We start from the raw sequence: 17,555 nt of genomic DNA on the forward strand, positions 1-17,555 counted from the left end.
ACTGGGGAGAAGAAAGGGGTACGTTATGATAAAAGGTGCAAAAAGTTTTCAACAAAAATATGAAAAGATAATGGGTGAATCTAGTGCAGATAAGCTTTGGAATGATGTTAAAAATGGAATAAATGAATTTACGAAAAAAATTGAATTGGGACAAGCAGACGGGTATTTTTGGAATATGTATTTTAATTTGTTGCGTGAAAACAGAATTTTATTTGAAGGAGTAAATAAAGCTATTGTAACTGGCGATATGAATTATATGTTGAAAGGAATTTATCAGGAAAATCGTTTTAATTGTATTTATCAAAACCGTTCGAATAGTGGTGGAGCACAGACAATTAATTTTATAGAAGTAGTAATCGCCTATTCATGTAATGATTATAGTTTGTTGGAAAAAATTATGCCGTTTAAGGAGGGACCTGCTACTTGCGGTTATTCGGCACCTTTTTATAATATGCTTTATGCTGTGACTTATCATGATAATGAAGTAGGAAATAAAGCACAAGCAGAATTAAGTGCATTTATGGGGAAAAAACGCACTCAATTTGATTTGAAATTAGCAAAATTTTTCTATGATTTATATCAAAAAGATGTAGATGGAATTAATTGCGGATTACAAGAATTATGTGAGTCAATGGGAAAATGTAATTGGATTAATGAACATATTTATGGAATGGATAAAAACATTCGGTCTTTAGGTAATACGGTGGCAATATTTATACATGGTTTGTATCATATAGTTATGAAATTTTTGAAAGATACCCCATTGAGTGAAAAGATTAAGACGCCAGAACACAAGAGTTTTATAAAAGAATATGAAGAATTTAATAAGGAGCATGATTTCCCAGAACCACAAATTTTAGTTGATTTTGATCAGCTTGCAAAATTTATAAATTTAAGTATAAGAACGGAATTTATACCAGAAGTGTCTTTTTATAAATCTGGAAGAAATTATGTAAATGACGGAAAAAAATTTGAGAAGATACTTTTTGATAATTTACAAAAAAGTGAAGTTTTACTGGTTGAAATGGAGGAAGAAAAATATGTTTTTAAGAGGATTAAATAAAAATTGGGAAAATGCATATAGAGCAGAAGCAAAATTTTATTCTGGTAATAATAATATATTTGGAGTATTTCCACTTACAGAAAATACAGATACGATTTTTCATAGTAAACCTAGAGCAAAGGTTGATGATCAAGAAGTAAAAGTATGGAGAATATTATTAGTACCCATTCAGGGAGAACCATTAGGAGATGTGGATTTTTATAAAGCATTGGAATATTTTAAGAAGATAAAATGCGATATGAAAGGCGAAGAAATATTAGTTAAAGGATTTTCAAAACAAGAATTGGAGAAAATACTGCAATTTTGCAATTAAATGAAAAAATATGTGGAATGTATAGAATGGAAAAATTCAGCTTTTAATGATAATTTATTAAATCCATATAATCAATTAGTTTTGGCAAACCAATAAAATACGAAGGAGAGAATATGCAAAAGAAGAATTGTGTTTTATGCATAAGTATAGGAATTATAGTATGTATATTGTTATCAGCTTGTTCAAAACAACCAGACTTCGATGCCAAATCTTACGTTCAAAGTTCTCTTGATGCATACTATCATGGAGAATATAAAGACTATGCGAATCTGTTAGAGATCTCGGAAAAAGATGCCAAGAAAGAAATCGAAGAGGATTTTAATGAGAGTATCCAACAGCAATTTGATGATTCCGATAACATTACAGATAAAGGAATTGCTGATTATGCGGAAAAACTGACAGAAGTAAAGAAACTGGCAAAATATAAAGTACAGGATGTGAAAGAAGAGGATGGAGTCTATACAGTAAGTGTACAAGTTGAACCATCCAATGTATTTCAGACATTGCAACAAAGCTCTACAGAGGTAAGCAATGAAAAAATAAAGCAGGGATTGGATGGAAATGATCCGGAAGTCTTTGCAGCTGTATTAACAGAAAGCGTCCAGAAGAGTCTTGAAAAGAACAGTTATGGGAAAGCTGTTACTGTAAACGTATCAGTGGAAAAAGATAATTCAGGAAAATATGGTCTTTTGAATACAGAGATGAATAAATTGGAAGCAGCGATGTTCCCAACAGAATAAGAATGAATGGAAAGCTATCAGAGGAAAAAAACTGGTAGCTTTCTTTTAAACTCCAAGACAAGAAAACTTGTTAAAAAAGCTATTATAATAGTAGAAAAAATTATAATAAATAATGGATGACAAGAGACTTTTATTCATTATGAGAAAAAGAAGGAATCTCCTATGAACCAACAAGAAATATTCACATAAGAGAGAAAAAAGTGCTGTAATCGAAGAGGTTGCAGCATTTTTTTCTTTGATATTTTTCAAATATTATAACGTACATATCCGGTCACCGCCATGCTCCGAATTGATTTCTATACGAAAAATCAGATCGGAGGAAAGATAAATGGCTTATAACAAGACAAGTGAAGAACGAAAGTGGAATTATTGGAAAAAACAGGAAGAAAAGGAACTGCGTGAACTGGGAATGGAAGAAGAGAAGATCCGAAAGTTGCGCCAGATGGACAGGGAAGATTTTCTGGAAGAGCGCAGATACCGGGAACATCTGGATGAAATGATGCAGGATATGGATTCCATAAAACAAAGGGACAGAGGACGGTTTGCACAGGACATCCGAGAACTTTTAGACAACATTGGAGACCGACGGATCTATGAATTATTAAAGGGCACAGAACATCAGATATTAGAGATACTTTTGCTTAGTACATGGGGATATTCAGGAAGAGAGATTGCCCAAATTATGGGAATGGCAGAACAGACCGTTTATACCAAAAGAAACCGTTTAAGAAAAAAATTAAATAATTTGTTGAAAATTGAATAATAACAGCATTTTTCGTCGGCTATTTAATAGGCAGGTAAATTTTGCCAGTGTACTTTGACAATCCTATACCAGCATTACAGGTACGTTCCCGTAAGTAGAAGCGTGTCAGGAAGGCGCGAGGACAGATGAAAATGACAGGAAAGAATATAAAAAAATTCTTTGCTGGTGTTTTTGTTTCGAGCGAATCACCTTTAACTGAAACAGGACCGTGGCGGTCTTTTGCGAGGATCACTTACGAGGGGATAATGATACATAGGAACTGCCAGTGAGCAGAGGATGGACTTTGGGTTGTAATCAGCAAGACCTTTAGAAAATCCATGAGCGGTGCAATGCCAAGCATCCGCCTGTAATGTTCCCGTAAGGCAATGGGGGAGTCGAGGACAAATACAACGCCAAAAAACAAAAGTATAAGAAATCAAGGAAGAATGTGTCGTTGATATCAGATACATACGGCTGTAGGGAGTAATCCTTTACAGCCGTATTGATGTGGTATCAGCACGCATATCAGGTAACAAATTATGTATTACACAAGAGAATATCTCAATAGAGCACATCGAGAAATTGATACTATCTTCCGAGTGCTGTTCCCGGAACATGGAATGGCAGTAAGGGAAGAACAGATTATGTTATGCCACGAAATGCTGGATAACCTGCTGGGAAGAAACATAGCACTGTGTGATGCGGGTGTCGGTATCGGCAAGACGTATGCCTATCTGGTGGCCTGTGTTCTGATGAGAAAATATTCCCTCCTTGCAGAAGGATGTTCCCCTTATGAACAGCGTCCGGTCGTGATATCCACTTCCAGCATTGCACTCCAGAAAGCAATTCTTACAGAATATATCCCTTTTCTCTCCCGGATTCTTCAGGAGAACGGGACGATTCAGTCTCCCATCAAAGCTGTGATACGAAAAGGAAAAGAGCATTTTGTCTGCGATGAGAGGTTGGCGCAACGAATCGTTGCAATCGAAGAGAAAAACAAAAATGCGTTGCAGAAAGAAGCTCTGCTGTCGCTGAAAGAACATTATGATATGGACGAAGTGTCCAACTTAAGTGGGTTTGACAGAAGGATGGTGAGTGTACCGAAGTTCTGTTCTGGAGACTGCCCGAAAAGAGGTTCGTGCAGGTATCAGCAGTATCTGGAGCGTTCCAGAGATAATGAAATGTTCATTCAGATCTGTAATCACAATTATCTGCTGGCTGATGGTTATCACAGACTGCAGGATTACCGCCCGTTATTGAAAGATTACCGGGCATTGATTATAGATGAAGCACACAAACTGCCGGATGCAGCAAAGCAGATGTTCGGGAAGAGCCTGTGTTATGACGATATCCGGGAAATCTGCTTTTATCTAGGGAAAGAGTACCAAGGACCGGAGATAAGGAAACTGTCCGGCACGATCCGGATGGTGCTGAACATCATAGGAGAAAACCACAGAACCAGATATGGAATCAAAGAAGAATTCCACATGACAGAAGAGTGTGCAATGTATTTATATGAGGGGATACAGACCATGAATAAGATCATAGAAAAATTAGAAAAGAAGATTCCAAAGTGGATCAGAAACAAGCTGGAAGAAACCAGAAGTGTGTTGGAATGCTTTTTCCATCAGGATAAGAAGTATGTGCTGCATCTGAAGCAGGACCATGACCACCGGATTATATTGTGTGCATCCAGCAGACGGATTCCACAGTATCTGGACCAGATGTTATGGAGCAGAGGAATGGGAGCGATTCTTACAAGCGGAACTTTAAAAACCGGACAGGGATTTTCACACATTCGGAAAATGACAGGATTACAGAGAGTGCGGAGAGTCCGGGAATATGTGGCAGACTCCCCGTTTGAATATCAGAAGAATTGTCTGTTATATCTGCCAAAGAATTTGAAAAAATGCAGAAGAGGAAGTCAGGAAGAGGCAGAGATGATAGCAGGCCATATCCATTCACTGATCTGTTCGACTTACGGGCATACGCTGGTGCTGTTCACATCTTATCATTTGATGGGAAACGTTTACCAGATGTTAAGGGATGAAATTCCGTTCCCGATGATAGAGGTGTGGAGACATTCACCGGAAGAGATTACAAGGTTTAAACAAATGGACAATGCTGTCCTTTTTGCAGCCGGCTCCTGTTGGGAAGGAGTAGACTTCCCCGGAGATATGGTATCTTCGCTAATTATAGTAAAACTGCCCTTTGCTGTTCCTGATCCCATCAGCGAAGCACAGAAGAAGGAATATGCTAATCTGAAAGATTATATTCAGGCAGTGATTGTTCCAGACATGCAGAAAAAACTAAGACAGGGATTCGGACGGGCTCTCCGCACCGAGACAGATACTTGTGTCGTGTCCATTTTAGACGAGCGTGCAGGAGAAGGCGGCAGGTATCACGAAGAAGTGATGTGTGCGCTTCCAAGTTGCAAGATGGCAAAAGATATCAAGGATGTCCAGCACTTTATCCGAAACCGGAAAGGCGTGGAATACTACCTGTAACCGTTCGTGGTTCTGCTACAGGAAAAGCAGATTTTGCACGAAAAGTTTGGTGGTATTTCAAGGGCGTTTTCGGTGGGATTGTTGGTATTGATGAATAGCTATTTCGGCATGAAGTGGGTATACTGTGTATAGCGTTAGAGGAAAGGAGGCAGCTTATGATATACAAGGTGGAAACGATAAAAGATGGAACAGAAAAATATTTTTTCATCAGAAATCTGGAAACAATGAGTATTGAAGAACTGCCAAGTAAATATCTAATGCATAAGATTAAATGTAAACGTTCACCAAATACAGTGAAACGCACAGCATTTTCAATCTGCTATTATATGAAATATATGGCAGAGAAAGAAATGGAACTCACAGAAGTCTATCAGTTAGATTATGAAAAACAGACAGAACACTTTGTGGAATTTTTATACTGGCTTAAAGCCGGAAACCATACAGAGCAAACGGCTGGAGAAAAGAAGTGTCCGAATGAAGGAACCTGCAACGCATACTTAAAAGATGTGTTCAGGTTCTATTTATTTATAGAGGCAGAATATGAACAGTACGGAAGTCTCAAAACCTTATCGTATAACCAGATTATAGCGGTTAATCAGGTGGGAGTAAAAAAGGTACTGCGGAATCATTCTTTTAAAGCCTATCTGAAGGAAGAGGAACATCGTGGGAGAACAGCAAAAGAAAATCAGATTATTACAATTTTACAGGCCTGTACGAACCGAAGAGATCAGCTTCTGTTACTTATGTTAGCAGAAACCGGATACAGAATTGGGGAACTACTGGGAGTAAAATATGTCAAAGATATTGATTATAGGAATCACATGATAAGGGTATGCTTCCGGGAAGATAATGAAAATGAAGCGAGAGCCAAAAATGCGGAATACAGAAGTGCCAAGATAAGTAATGATACGTTTGAATTTCTCATGGATTATCTGGCAAAATATCGGAAAATCCTGCAACATCAGGATTACCTGTTTGTGAATATCATGGGTGAGAACATTGGAAAGCCATTAAGAGTGGACAGTGTATATGATATGTTGGACCGAATGGAAAAGAAAACCGGAGTTAAAATCACACCCCACATGTTACGTCACTATTTTGCAAATATGCGAAAGCAGGCAGGATGGGAACTGGAAATGATCAGTCAGGCATTGGGGCATAAACATTTGGATACGACTATAAAGTATCTGGACTGGCTGGATGATGAACTGATAGAAGCAAGTAATGAGTTTTATGCACAACACACTGCTATTTATGGGGCGGAACGTCTGCTGGAGTAGGGAGGTGTGAGAAATACCTATATATTTATTGCAACAGGCAGAACACATAACAGAATCTGAAGTAGATATTGAGAAGAAAAAGCAGGAACTATATTCAGAAATTGATGCACTTGGAATAAAAAGCGATTCAAGAATTAACAAATTGAAAAAGTTCTTGGCAGATAGAAAAATCTGGCATCTGGAAGAAATGGATTATCCTTTGCGAAATTCGTATGAACAATATTTAAGAGGACAGATACGATCACAAATTGTATCTTTCTATTTGAAAATATATGATACGGTAAAACAACAACATATCTATCAACAAATGCAGACGCTAAATGGAAAGCGGATATATGAATGGAAATATCAAAATAAAATTTATTTTCTGAAGTATTATCCGGAAAAGGAAATAGCTGAGACCTTTGAAACTTCTTATAAAACAAACCTATTGGTGTGGGATTTTACACAAAATTGTTCAGAAGTTTTAAAGAAACAAATTTTTTATACGTTGAGTCGTATCATTGCCAATACTTCAATGTCTAAGGCTTATAGAAATGTCAGGTTAAAATCCTTAAAACTTCTTTATGATTCTTGTGTTCAGTTAAATATTACGGATATTGGATTGCTGGAAATGGAACAAGTGGAAACTATTTTAAAGAATTTTCCCGAAACGAGTCAACGAAGTATTTTAGGTGAATGCAGAAGAGATGCGTTTATGCAGCAGGAACAGATCCAATGGGAAGCAAATGTATGGTATCTGGAACGATTACATCTTGGAAAACATCGGATAGACGAAAGTAAATCCTTAATTAGCATTTCTTTTATGGAAGTCAAGGAAATACAGAATCGAGAAATTTTACAGGCATACATGAAATATGAACTGGGAATTACTGGACAGGCAGTCAGCACGATTGTACGAAGATTTGTATGTATTAGAAATTTTATTGAACTGCTGGAACAAGAAAAGATACTGGCGATTCATGCAACTGTCGCAGAAGTAAAAAAGTATGCAGACGGCTTGCGAGAACGGGGAATACAGGCAAAGGGATTTAATGAAAGAATTTTCGGTATCGGTCATTTTTATAAATTCATGGAAGTTAAACAGTATATTACAAGAATGCCATTCCGAATTGAATATTTCCAACAAAAAGAAGTAATAGTACATCATGATCGTAGCGTTGAGGAAACAGTATATATGGAAATTTTGAAAAAATTATATCTTTTTCCAGAGCGATTACGATGTATGTTCCTACATCTGTGGTGTCTAGGATTACGGGCGAGTGAAGTGTGTACATTGAAAGGAAATGCTTATTATCAGCAGGGCGAGGATTATTGGATTCAGGTGTATCAGGTCAAAATGAAGAATTATAAAAGGATTCCAATCCCACAGGCACTTTATCAGATTATGAAAGTATACTTGAAAAAACATGAAATTCAGCCTGAAGAATTCATTTTTAAAAACAGCAGAGGTGGTGCTTGTCTATATGGTACATTCCGAACTCAGATGATAGAAGCGTGCCGGGAAAATAAGATTGCAAATGGAGAATATTTATTTCAATCACACGATTATCGACATACAGTAGCAACTATGTTTTATGACAGTCATGTATCACTGCAAAGTATCAGGGATTATCTTGGACATACTTATGAAGAGATGACAAGACAGTATATTGATTATATGCCGCAAAGGATTGCAAAAGCAAATGATGAGTTCTTTGAAATGCAAGGAAGTAGTTTAGCATCATGGCTAAAGAAAGAGGAAAAAGATGGAAAATGATATTATATACTTCAGCGATTTCCCCAATTTACAAGAAACAGGGACACGTAAGGATAATGGAAAATTTGATTTAACGTTGCTTCCAACGCAAGAATTAAAGGAAGAGTTTCGAGGTTATATTATGTATCGCTGCAAAAACGGAACGTTTAGAGCATTGATTCAGGATCGAACAGCTTATAATCATATTGCAAAGTTTTTGAACAGCAGAATAAATCGGAGAATCAAAAGCCTTGGAGATAGAAATCCAGAAAAATGGATATCACTTTTAAAAGGCTGGATGTTAGAACAGGGAATAACTATTGTAAAAGAAAAGAAGAGTGTGTATGGTACAGTAAGCTATGGCGAAGCAGTGACGATATTATATTTCAGAAACGTACTGAAATTTTTAGGGCCAGAAGATTTACGGGATGAGATAGAAAAAGATGTTTGGGAACTAAAAAATCTGGATATTAAAATCAGATCCAATCCAATTTATAATGTAAAAACACTGGATTTCAGAAAAATATATCAGCCAGATATCAGGGAAGAATGTAAGAAAGCTGTTTATATGAATCTGCAGTATGAAGCAATAGGAACTGTACAGGGAGAATTGACAATAATGAGGATATTCTCAGAATATCTCCAAAAAGAGTATTCCAAAATAAAAAGCTGCAGTGAAATAGACAGAGAAGTGTTGGAAGAATTTTTGATACATCTGTCAACAAAAGATACTTCCCATAGTGCGAATAGTTCTTATGTAATTTCATTAAGACGACAGTTAGAGACAATCGGAAAAATTTACAGCTATGAAAGATTGGAGCATTTATTTATTAATACGGATATTCCACCGGAAGTAAATGCAGAATTTAGAGTGTATTCTGATGATGAAATGAAACGACTGAATGCGGAAATTACACAGATGGATGTACAGATTGCAAGATGTCTTCTGATACATCAGATGCTTGGAACTAGGATATCAGATACCCTTACACTGAGACCAGATTGTCTGACGAGAGAAAATGGCCAAGATATGATTGAAATATATCAAGTTAAAACTAAAAGATATAAAAAACCGATCAGTAAAGAACTTGCAAAACTGTTACAGAGTTCTATTGAATATACACAGGAAAAGTTCGGTGATACAGAATACATATTTGTTAATGAAAAAGAACCTGACCGCCCGATGCAGTATATGGCTATAAAAACAAAAGTCATGTCCATGATACAGGAAAAGCAGTTGAAAGATGATCATGGCGAATTATTCGGGTTTGGAACGCACATGTTCCGGCACTACTATGGCGTCAAACTTACAGAAATGCATCTGGATGACTGGACGATAGCGAGACTATTGGGGCATAAAAGACTGAATAATGTACAGCATTACCGGAAAATGAGCAATCAAAGAATGGCAGACGAAACCAGAGAAGTAAGACAGAGGATGAGTGACATCATATATATGAGTCTGGCAAGATGGGGTGAAGAATATGAGCAAATACGACAAGATGATTGAGGAAAATCAGAGAAAAAGTAAAGAGAAAATTGAACTGGCATTGCAAGCAATACAAGATATGCTGGCAAATAAAGAACGTATCAGCGTTCCAAAGCTGATGAAGAAAACTGGATTGTCGAGAGGATTCTTTTATAAAAATCCAACCGTCCGGGATACATTGAACCAAGCAGTAGAGCAACAGGCCGGAATGATAGATCCAAGAAGAGAAATTCTGAACATGGCGATGGAAAAACAGATTGAACTGTTGAACCAGAAGGTGGCAGCTCTGAGCAGAGAAAATAAGGAACTGAAGAGAAAGAACGAAAAGTTACAGAAGGCATTACGGAAACAGGATTTGAATTTTATTAAGAACTTATAACATTGAAAATAATAAGATGGAAGAGATGTGTGCAGACACATCTTTTCATCGTTGAGGATAAAATATATAGAATGAGAATGGGATTGTTTTATGGTATACTAAAAGTGAAATGCTAACTTTGATATGAGGTATAAAACAATATGACAGAAATACAAATTAAAAATTTAATTAAAGAATATGAAAAAGAATATATTGAGTTTATGGAAATTGAGAAATTACCACAGTATAAGATAGATTTTTTTGAAATTAATGTTGAGGAAAGCGATGCAGCAGGATTCGCTTCAGCCGCCCAAGCTTACTATAATACGAAAACAGATGAACATATATTAAGGATATGCAAAAGTTCGGAAATACCAAGGTATATTGTGTTTCATGAATTTACGCATATTTTAGATACGGAAATGTATGCAAAGCAAGATTCTTGGAAATATATGGCTTTGTCTGGTTATACAGAATATCATGCAGCACAAGTTGAATTGATGATAATGTTAGGAGCAGATAGTATACAAACTCAAGATTTTTCATTTACAGTTGATGTTGAAATAGGTAATAGTACAGTTAGGAATTACCTAAACTCAAGACATCAATTAGTAGTGAATATGATGAATAGAACAGATTTTCCAAGAGATATTGAAGCATTAAAAACAACGGTAGGTGTGCTATATAATTATTTTGGAGTGCGTTCTATATGTAAAATGTATGCGAAAGATTATACTGAAGAAGTGGATAACACAATTATTATTCAGAAACTTTCAAAAGTATTATTTGAAGAGATAAATAGCTTTATGGTTGGATGGTTTAATGAAGCACAAGTAGAGCTGAGCTTTGTGTCATATATGAAAATAATGTGGCCTATGCTTCAAAGCTATTTTGGAAAAGAATGAAAGATAGTAACAGTAAACACAGTTTTGTATACAGTTAAACCCAGTAAAATCAACGCATGAGGGGAACTGGCTACATTTTAATTCCCTATCTGGTGGGGAATTGCAGCATGGCCAGTAGATAACTTTGTAAAAGAGAATGACTTTACAGGAAAAACAGTCATCCCATTCTGTACAGCAGCGACCTCGGGAATCGGTGACAGCGGTAATCTTCTGGAAGAGATGACAGGAACAGGTGACTGGAAAGAAGGGGAACGATTCCATGGTGGAGCGTCTGAATCAGATATCAGTTCATGGATAGACAGTCTTGGATTATAAAAGAATATAAAAATATATGGAGGAATCGTATAAGTAAGACATAACCTTTAGGTTTAAACTGCCTAACAAAGAGAGACTTCTGTCCGGAGTCTCTTTTTCTTATACTTACAGTAAAGTTTGAAATATAGAAAAGGAAGATAAAGATGGAGATAAGAATTTTAGGAAGAGACTTAGAAGTATCAGAAATCGGATTTGGATGTATGGGAATGAGTCATGCATATGGAACTGTTTCAACACAGAAAGAAGCAGAAGAATTGATTGAAAAAGCGATCGATGAAGGCTGCACATTTTTTGATACGGCAGAGATATACGGAACAACAGAAGACCCTCATCACAATGAAAAATTGCTTGGGGAAGTGTTAAGGCCATATAGAAACAAAATTGTCCTTGCATCAAAGTGTGGGATACGTTTTGATGAAACTGCAACAACTGTAAATAAACCTTTGATTCCTGATGGACGACCGGAGACGATTAAAGCATCGATTGAGGGATCTTTAATGAGACTTAACACAGACCATCTTGATTTATATTATATTCATCGTATTGACATGACTGTACCGATTGAAGAGACGGCAGGAGCTATGAAGGAGTTAATGGAGCAGGGAAAAATCACACACTGGGGGTTATCAGAAGCCAGTGAAGAGATTATTCGACGTGCACATAAAGTATGCCCGGTTACAGCGATTCAGAACAGATATTCCATGATGTACAGGGATTATGAGAAATTATTCCCGGTGCTTGAAGAATTGAAAATAGGATTTGTTGCATTTTCGCCGCTTGCAAATGGATTACTGACAGCAGCATATCATTCCCATGGGGAATTTGAAAAGCCGGGAGATTATCGAAGCGCAATGCCACAGTTTACAGAAGAAGGATTAAAGGAAAATAATGAATTTATGTCCTGGATGAAAGTGATTGCAGAAGAAAAAAATGCCACGCCTGCACAGATTTCTCTTGCATGGATGCTTGCAAAGAAACCATATATCGTACCAATTCCGGGAACAAGAAAAGTAAATAGACTGGAAGAAAATATGGAATCGGCAGATATAAAGCTGACTCAGGATGAAGTAAAATCTATTGATGAGATGCTTGCCCATATGCCGATGTCGCAGGTGTTTGGAGGTTCAAAAATACAGAAGAAATAAAAGAGGTGAGCAATGAAAACAAGGAAAAAGATAACCATCGGGGTAATAGTGGCTTTCTTAGCGGTAGTCATGGTGGGTTATATCTATCTGTTTACAGGGGCTAAAATAAGTAAAGGAGAATAGAGATAATGAAGAAAATGTTAGTTGTATATTATTCCTGGTCAAATGGAAACACGAAAAGAATTGCAGAGCAGCTGACTAATGGGACAGGTGCAGATATTGCGAGAATCGAAACAGCAGAGCCATACAGCGGCAGTCATGAAGATGTGGTTGAACAGGGAAAAAGAGAGGTAGAGGCAGGCTTTATGCCTCAGATCAATCCGATATCTGTAAATCTTGCTGATTATGATGTGATTGCTATCGGAACTCCAACGTGGTGGTATACGATGGCACCTGCAGTGCTTACATTTTTGACAACAAATGATTTTACAGGAAAGACAGTGATTCCATTTATGACAAATGGTGGATGGCCGGGGCATGTTATAAAAGATATGAAGGAAAATTGTAAAGGAGCTGCCTTTGCACATGAAATGCAGATTCAGTTTGATTCCAAAGGAAAAGATCATCTGGAAACTTCAGAAGAGGTGATTACAGAATGGATTGGGCAGATAAATACTGATATAAACAAATAACCATAAGGAGAGATAAAACAATGAGAAAAAATTTTGGAGCAAAGCCATTTTTATATCCACAACCGGTTATGATTCTGGGAACCTATGATGAAAATGGAAAGGCAAATGCAATGAACGCTGCATGGGGCGGAATTGTAGGTGCAAATGAGATTATTGTAGATTTGTCTGCCCATAAGACAACAGACAATATTATAAAAAATAAGGCTTTTACAGTAGGGGTGGCAGATCTTGAACATCTGGTTGCCTGCGATTATGTGGGAATTGTTTCTGCAAATAAAGAAGCAGATAAGATGAAAAAAGCAGGCTTTACTACAACGAAAGGTGAATTTGTAAATGCACCAATCATCAATGAACTTCCATTGACTCTTGAGTGTGAACTTGTAAAAGTCATTGATGGCAGCAAGTATCTTGCGGAAATTAAAAATGTAAGTGCAGATGAGAAATATCTCGGTGATGACGGAGAAATTGATCTTAGTAAGTTTACACCAATTACATATGATCCGGTACATCACGGATATTACAGACTTGGAGAACGTGTGGGAAATGCTTTTAAGGATGGAGCAAAGTTAAAATAAGGACAGGTGATTAAAGTGAAAAAAATTGTACAGACAGCAGGAAGAAACGCACTGAATGAATTTGCACCACAGTTTGCACATTTTAATGATGATGTTTTGTTTGGAGAAAACTGGAATAATCAGGATATTGATGTAAAGACAAGATGTATTATAACAGTCACAGCACTTATCGCTTCAGGAATGATTAATACATCTTTAGTACATCATTTTGAAAATGCAAAAGCTCATGGAGTGACTCAGAAAGAAATTGCAGCCGTGATTACCCATATAGCATTTTATGCAGGGTGGCCAAAAGGATGGGCGGCATTCAATCTTGCAAAAGATGTCTGGAGTATAGACGAAGGTGATCTTTCATATGAAGATGAAGCAATGAGAGCTCATGCTAAAAAGATGATATTCCCGATTGGAGAGCCAAATGATAAATTTGCACAATATTTTACAGGGAAAAGTTTTTTGGCTCCTGTGTCTACGTCACAGGTTGGAATTTTCAATGTGACTTTTGAACCTGGTTGCAGGAATAACTGGCATATTCATCATGCAAAAAGCGGAGGCGGACAGATTCTTATCTGCATTGCAGGACGTGGATACTATCAGGAAGAAGGAAAAGAAGCAGTAGAAATGAAACCTGGAGATTGTGTCAATATTCCGGCAGAAGTAAAACACTGGCATGGAGCAGCACCAGATGAATGGTTTTCACATCTGGCAATTGAAGTACCGGGAGAAGAAACATCATCCGAATGGTGTGAAATAGTAACGGATGAGATATATGGAAAACTGAAATAAGTACTTAAGTCCAATGTGAAATTTACTTTTTTATTTAACGGAAGAATATAGATAAGAACTAAGACTTGACAAAATCAAACCAATACTCTATATTTAGCAGCGGAGATTCTATACCCAAAAACAGAAAACGTGAATGCGCAAATGAAGCTCAAACCCTTGTGGTTTGGGCTTTTTCTAATTTTGATAGAAACTTGAGAACAATAATTTTCAAAAAGTCAATTATCAATTTGTAATGTTTTTTGAAGGAAAAAGTTTACAAAAGCATTTAGGCAATATTTACAAATTTTTTGAAAAAGGAATAGCTTCGCAAGAGTAACAGAGTGGCAATCGAGTAATATCGGTTGCTTTTTTGTTGCCCAATTTTAGAAATTGTCGATTGCCCCAGGAAGAATGATTTCTAAAAATTACAAATTTGAAAAGAAATGGAGGAAAAGAAAAGTGAAAGAGTATTCAAAAGGAATTTATGTAAAATTCAAACCGGAAGAGGTGGAGATACTGCATAATCGAATGAAGGAAGCTGGAGTTCAAAACATGAGTGCATATATCAGAAAGATGGCATTGAACGGATATGTGATTATTCCTGAGTGGCCGGATTTGAATCAGGTAATATCCTTGCATTCAAGGATTAGTAATAATCTCAATCAGTATGCAAGGAAAGCAAATGAAACCGGAAAATTGTACGAAGAGGATATTGCAGAAATAAAGCAGATGCATAATGAACAAACAAAGTTTCTGAAAAAAACACTTGAGGCAGTAATGTATCTTTATGAGGAAGATTCAAAGAAGAAAAAGTGATTTTATGGTAAAGCGTCAGCTTGGCTCTGCGGCTTATCCGCAGTTCAAGTGGATTGGGGTGCAAGACGTCCGGTGGACGTCTGCTCTGCACGGACCGGAGTGGAACGGAGATCTTCCCCAACAAGCAAAAATGCGCCGGGTATATACCGGAGCACTGCTTGCCAATTTGTAAAAAGCGAAAAGAAAGGATCAAGTTTATGAGAGATTTAGAAAAGGTATAGGTGCCTGCGCAAACTGGAAATAGGAAACCATTGTCTTTCATAAATGATACGAGTTCCTTGGTAGGCTTATTTGCAAGAGACACCTTGGAATGCCTTAAGTACATCAGACAGCTTAAAGAAAAAAATGTGCCTGTATTTTTTGAAAAAGAGAATATATCAATACTTTAGATGCTAAAGGCGAGGTACACCTTGTAGCAATGCAGGGTGTTTTTGTCGTTTATAGAAAATTTACAAAATATCAACCAAATGGTTTATAATGTAATAAGTTGAGGTGCGTTTTAGACATGGAGGATTAAGATGAAAACATCCGATATGATTAAAGAATTATGTAATAAAAAGAATATAAGCGTTTCAGAACTTGCCAGACGGATAGGTCAGACTCCACAGAACTTTGGTAAGAAACTGAAACGAGATACAGTTACTCTTGTATTATGAAAATCCATTGTATATATTTACCTGCTATGAAGAAAATAAAATGATATAAGACAGAAAATAATTGCTCCCACTTGCAAAATCCCCCCACACCCTGTATCATTTCAAAAGGAACAAAACGAAATAACAAGGAGTGGGTTTCATTGACAAAAGTCAGGAAAAAACCAAAGAAGAATATAACGAAAAACATAAATAAAAAATCATTCATACAAAATACACTAAACATCGCAGAAAAACTGGACAACGAGATGGTAGCATTCTTAGACACAGAATTCCTGACATCTCAGGTAAAGGGTGGACCGCCGGCCAAGCTTGTGTCGGTTGGGTTTGTAGTCTGTGGGAAGAATTTTGAAGAAGTAACAAGATTTCATTCCTATATTTATGCAGAAGACAAACTGCATGACCGGTTCCAGGAGATGACCGGTATTGAGAGAAAAGATCTCTTAAGTGCCCCGGATTATGAACTTGTGATGGAAGAAGTCGCAGAGCAGTTGGAAGCGTGGGAGGTATCAAGGGTCTATGTATGGGGACCGGATAAGTACGTGATACAGAGAGATCTTCTGGAATACCGCAAGGATGCATCGAAACGGACCAAAAAGATCGTGAACCGTATCCTTCGTATGATCAAAGATATAGAAGATATCTATTCGGCGAAACTGGATCTGCAGAGTGCCGGGATCGGAAGTCTGAAGATCCTTTGTGGGCTGGGAACGGAAGTCAGTCATAATGCACTGGATGATGCGGTAGATCTGAAGAATATCATTAAGCACATTGATCTGGAAGGATGTTCGGAGCATATGTTGCAGATCATGAAAAAGTATACGGCTGAGAAGGAAGTGTACTACAGACAGCGCAGATTCCGTGAAAAATGGGAAGATGTATCAGAAGAAATTCAGGAAAAGACGCTTGGTCTGCTGAAAGAGCTTGGAAAGGTAGATACAGTAGAAGCAAGAGCACTCAGGGATGACCTTATGGTCATGTGTACCGGAGAAGCCATATCATTTCCGACATTGGAAGAATATATCCGGAAAGAAGAAAAAGAATAAAATAAAAAGAATATTTATCGGTTGACCTGTATATCATGGTAATAAAATAAAAAGAAGTATTACAAACTTTAATAGTGAAATAACACAAAATAATACTAAAACAAAGATTACATTTTAGAAATAGTGTAAAAAAGAAGAAACTAATTCGTGATAAAAACGATAAATCAACAAAATTAACAGACAATTTTAAGCAAAATTGCAGATTGACGGAAATCAGTAAAACAGTTAGAATAATCACAAGTTCATAAAGAACAAGACAGACAAAGGCGTCGCGGTTCACATACCTGCGTCGCCTTTTCGTATGCTAAAGCTTTTTTGTATTTCATTTATCTGAAATATAAGAAACTATTTTCTAATTCATCCCGGGTAGGTTAGAAGGTCTGTCGGACGGAAGTGCAAGGGCGCATTACAAAAATTATTTGTAATGTGCCCTTACATTTTCAGTTATTATAGGATCCAAAGAAAACTGTCTTATA

The 17,555-nt window shown here is 36.8% G+C and carries 18 protein-coding genes; all 18 read left to right on the forward strand.

Annotated features, from left to right (window positions below; genetic code table 11):
• Positions 1-25: 25 nt before the first annotated feature.
• The 18 genes from NQ508_RS01120 (at position 26) to NQ508_RS01210 (ending at position 17,079) form a co-directional block, all read left to right on the forward strand.
• Positions 26-1,063 (forward strand): hypothetical protein, encoded by a 1,038-nt coding sequence (locus NQ508_RS01120; RefSeq protein ID WP_006426963.1) that lies wholly within the window; start codon positions 26-28, stop codon positions 1,061-1,063.
• Positions 1,041-1,376 (forward strand): DUF4299 family protein, encoded by a 336-nt coding sequence (locus tag NQ508_RS01125; RefSeq protein ID WP_006426962.1) that lies wholly within the window; start codon positions 1,041-1,043, stop codon positions 1,374-1,376. The genes NQ508_RS01120 and NQ508_RS01125 overlap by 23 nt, the downstream gene beginning before the upstream one ends.
• Before the next feature lie 113 nt (positions 1,377-1,489).
• Entirely contained in the window at positions 1,490-2,116 is a 627-nt protein-coding gene (locus NQ508_RS01130; protein WP_006426961.1) for a hypothetical protein, read from the forward strand.
• Positions 2,117-2,444: 328 nt separating this feature from the next.
• Positions 2,445-2,879, forward strand: a complete 435-nt coding sequence (locus tag NQ508_RS01135; protein WP_006426959.1) for a helix-turn-helix transcriptional regulator — start codon at positions 2,445-2,447, stop codon at positions 2,877-2,879.
• Positions 2,880-3,397: 518 nt separating this feature from the next.
• Positions 3,398-5,365, forward strand: a complete 1,968-nt coding sequence (locus tag NQ508_RS01140) for an ATP-dependent DNA helicase (RefSeq protein ID WP_006426958.1) — start codon at positions 3,398-3,400, stop codon at positions 5,363-5,365.
• Positions 5,366-5,520: 155 nt separating this feature from the next.
• The gene (locus tag NQ508_RS01145) at positions 5,521-6,645 is read left to right on the forward strand and encodes a tyrosine-type recombinase/integrase (RefSeq protein WP_006426957.1); all 1,125 of its coding nucleotides are present in this window, start codon (positions 5,521-5,523) and stop codon (positions 6,643-6,645) included.
• A 28-nt stretch (positions 6,646-6,673) separates the two neighbouring features.
• A complete protein-coding gene (locus NQ508_RS01150; protein ID WP_007886448.1) occupies positions 6,674-8,404 on the forward strand; it encodes a tyrosine-type recombinase/integrase in 1,731 nt (576 codons plus the stop codon).
• Positions 8,405-8,681: 277 nt separating this feature from the next.
• Entirely contained in the window at positions 8,682-9,893 is a 1,212-nt protein-coding gene (locus tag NQ508_RS01155) for a tyrosine-type recombinase/integrase (RefSeq protein WP_242654673.1), read from the forward strand.
• Positions 9,868-10,251, forward strand: a complete 384-nt coding sequence (locus tag NQ508_RS01160) for a DUF6262 family protein (protein WP_015513361.1) — start codon at positions 9,868-9,870, stop codon at positions 10,249-10,251. The genes NQ508_RS01155 and NQ508_RS01160 overlap by 26 nt, the downstream gene beginning before the upstream one ends.
• 140 nt (positions 10,252-10,391) lie before the next feature.
• Positions 10,392-11,135 (forward strand): hypothetical protein, encoded by a 744-nt coding sequence (locus NQ508_RS01165; RefSeq protein ID WP_006426953.1) that lies wholly within the window; start codon positions 10,392-10,394, stop codon positions 11,133-11,135.
• A gap of 87 nt (positions 11,136-11,222) precedes the next feature.
• On the forward strand, positions 11,223-11,450 hold the full coding sequence (locus NQ508_RS14200) for a flavodoxin (protein WP_080543125.1): 228 nt from the start codon (positions 11,223-11,225) through the stop codon (positions 11,448-11,450).
• A gap of 143 nt (positions 11,451-11,593) precedes the next feature.
• Positions 11,594-12,595: an aldo/keto reductase gene (locus tag NQ508_RS01175; protein WP_006426951.1), complete on the forward strand. Its 1,002-nt coding sequence runs from the start codon at positions 11,594-11,596 to the stop codon at positions 12,593-12,595.
• Between the two features lie 128 nt (positions 12,596-12,723).
• On the forward strand, positions 12,724-13,227 hold the full coding sequence (locus tag NQ508_RS01180; protein ID WP_006426949.1) for a flavodoxin: 504 nt from the start codon (positions 12,724-12,726) through the stop codon (positions 13,225-13,227).
• Positions 13,228-13,247: 20 nt separating this feature from the next.
• A complete protein-coding gene (locus tag NQ508_RS01185) occupies positions 13,248-13,802 on the forward strand; it encodes a flavin reductase family protein (protein ID WP_006426948.1) in 555 nt (184 codons plus the stop codon).
• A 15-nt stretch (positions 13,803-13,817) separates the two neighbouring features.
• On the forward strand, positions 13,818-14,585 hold the full coding sequence (locus tag NQ508_RS01190) for a carboxymuconolactone decarboxylase family protein (RefSeq protein ID WP_080543124.1): 768 nt from the start codon (positions 13,818-13,820) through the stop codon (positions 14,583-14,585).
• A gap of 390 nt (positions 14,586-14,975) precedes the next feature.
• Positions 14,976-15,380 carry a plasmid mobilization protein gene (locus NQ508_RS01195; protein WP_006426944.1) on the forward strand — a complete coding sequence of 135 codons (405 nt, stop codon included), beginning with the start codon at positions 14,976-14,978 and terminating at the stop codon, positions 15,378-15,380.
• Between the two features lie 518 nt (positions 15,381-15,898).
• Positions 15,899-16,036, forward strand: a complete 138-nt coding sequence (locus NQ508_RS01205) for a helix-turn-helix domain-containing protein (protein WP_006426942.1) — start codon at positions 15,899-15,901, stop codon at positions 16,034-16,036.
• Between the two features lie 140 nt (positions 16,037-16,176).
• The gene (locus NQ508_RS01210) at positions 16,177-17,079 is read left to right on the forward strand and encodes an exonuclease domain-containing protein (RefSeq protein ID WP_044919674.1); all 903 of its coding nucleotides are present in this window, start codon (positions 16,177-16,179) and stop codon (positions 17,077-17,079) included.
• The last annotated feature ends 476 nt before the right edge of the window (positions 17,080-17,555 follow it).

This window comes from Dorea longicatena (assembly GCF_025150085.1).
Classification (GTDB): domain Bacteria; phylum Bacillota; class Clostridia; order Lachnospirales; family Lachnospiraceae; genus Dorea_A; species Dorea_A longicatena.

Excerpts from the sequence above, each read along its gene's own strand:
- NQ508_RS01195 (WP_006426944.1), top strand. The coding sequence starts at position 14,976 with ATGATTTCTAAAAATTACAAATTTGAAAAGAAATGGAGGAAAAGAAAA.
- NQ508_RS01185 (WP_006426948.1), top strand. The coding sequence starts at position 13,248 with ATGAGAAAAAATTTTGGAGCAAAGCCATTTTTATATCCACAACCGGTT.
- NQ508_RS01205 (WP_006426942.1), top strand. The coding sequence starts at position 15,899 with ATGAAAACATCCGATATGATTAAAGAATTATGTAATAAAAAGAATATA.
- NQ508_RS01175 (WP_006426951.1), top strand. The coding sequence starts at position 11,594 with ATGGAGATAAGAATTTTAGGAAGAGACTTAGAAGTATCAGAAATCGGA.
- NQ508_RS01180 (WP_006426949.1), top strand. The coding sequence starts at position 12,724 with ATGAAGAAAATGTTAGTTGTATATTATTCCTGGTCAAATGGAAACACG.
- NQ508_RS01140 (WP_006426958.1), top strand. The coding sequence starts at position 3,398 with ATGTATTACACAAGAGAATATCTCAATAGAGCACATCGAGAAATTGAT.
- NQ508_RS01130 (WP_006426961.1), top strand. The coding sequence starts at position 1,490 with ATGCAAAAGAAGAATTGTGTTTTATGCATAAGTATAGGAATTATAGTA.
- NQ508_RS01120 (WP_006426963.1), top strand. The coding sequence starts at position 26 with ATGATAAAAGGTGCAAAAAGTTTTCAACAAAAATATGAAAAGATAATG.
- NQ508_RS01160 (WP_015513361.1), top strand. The coding sequence starts at position 9,868 with ATGAGCAAATACGACAAGATGATTGAGGAAAATCAGAGAAAAAGTAAA.
- NQ508_RS01155 (WP_242654673.1), top strand. The coding sequence starts at position 8,682 with ATGTTAGAACAGGGAATAACTATTGTAAAAGAAAAGAAGAGTGTGTAT.
- NQ508_RS01135 (WP_006426959.1), top strand. The coding sequence starts at position 2,445 with ATGGCTTATAACAAGACAAGTGAAGAACGAAAGTGGAATTATTGGAAA.
- NQ508_RS01125 (WP_006426962.1), top strand. The coding sequence starts at position 1,041 with ATGTTTTTAAGAGGATTAAATAAAAATTGGGAAAATGCATATAGAGCA.
- NQ508_RS01165 (WP_006426953.1), top strand. The coding sequence starts at position 10,392 with ATGACAGAAATACAAATTAAAAATTTAATTAAAGAATATGAAAAAGAA.
- NQ508_RS01145 (WP_006426957.1), top strand. The coding sequence starts at position 5,521 with ATGATATACAAGGTGGAAACGATAAAAGATGGAACAGAAAAATATTTT.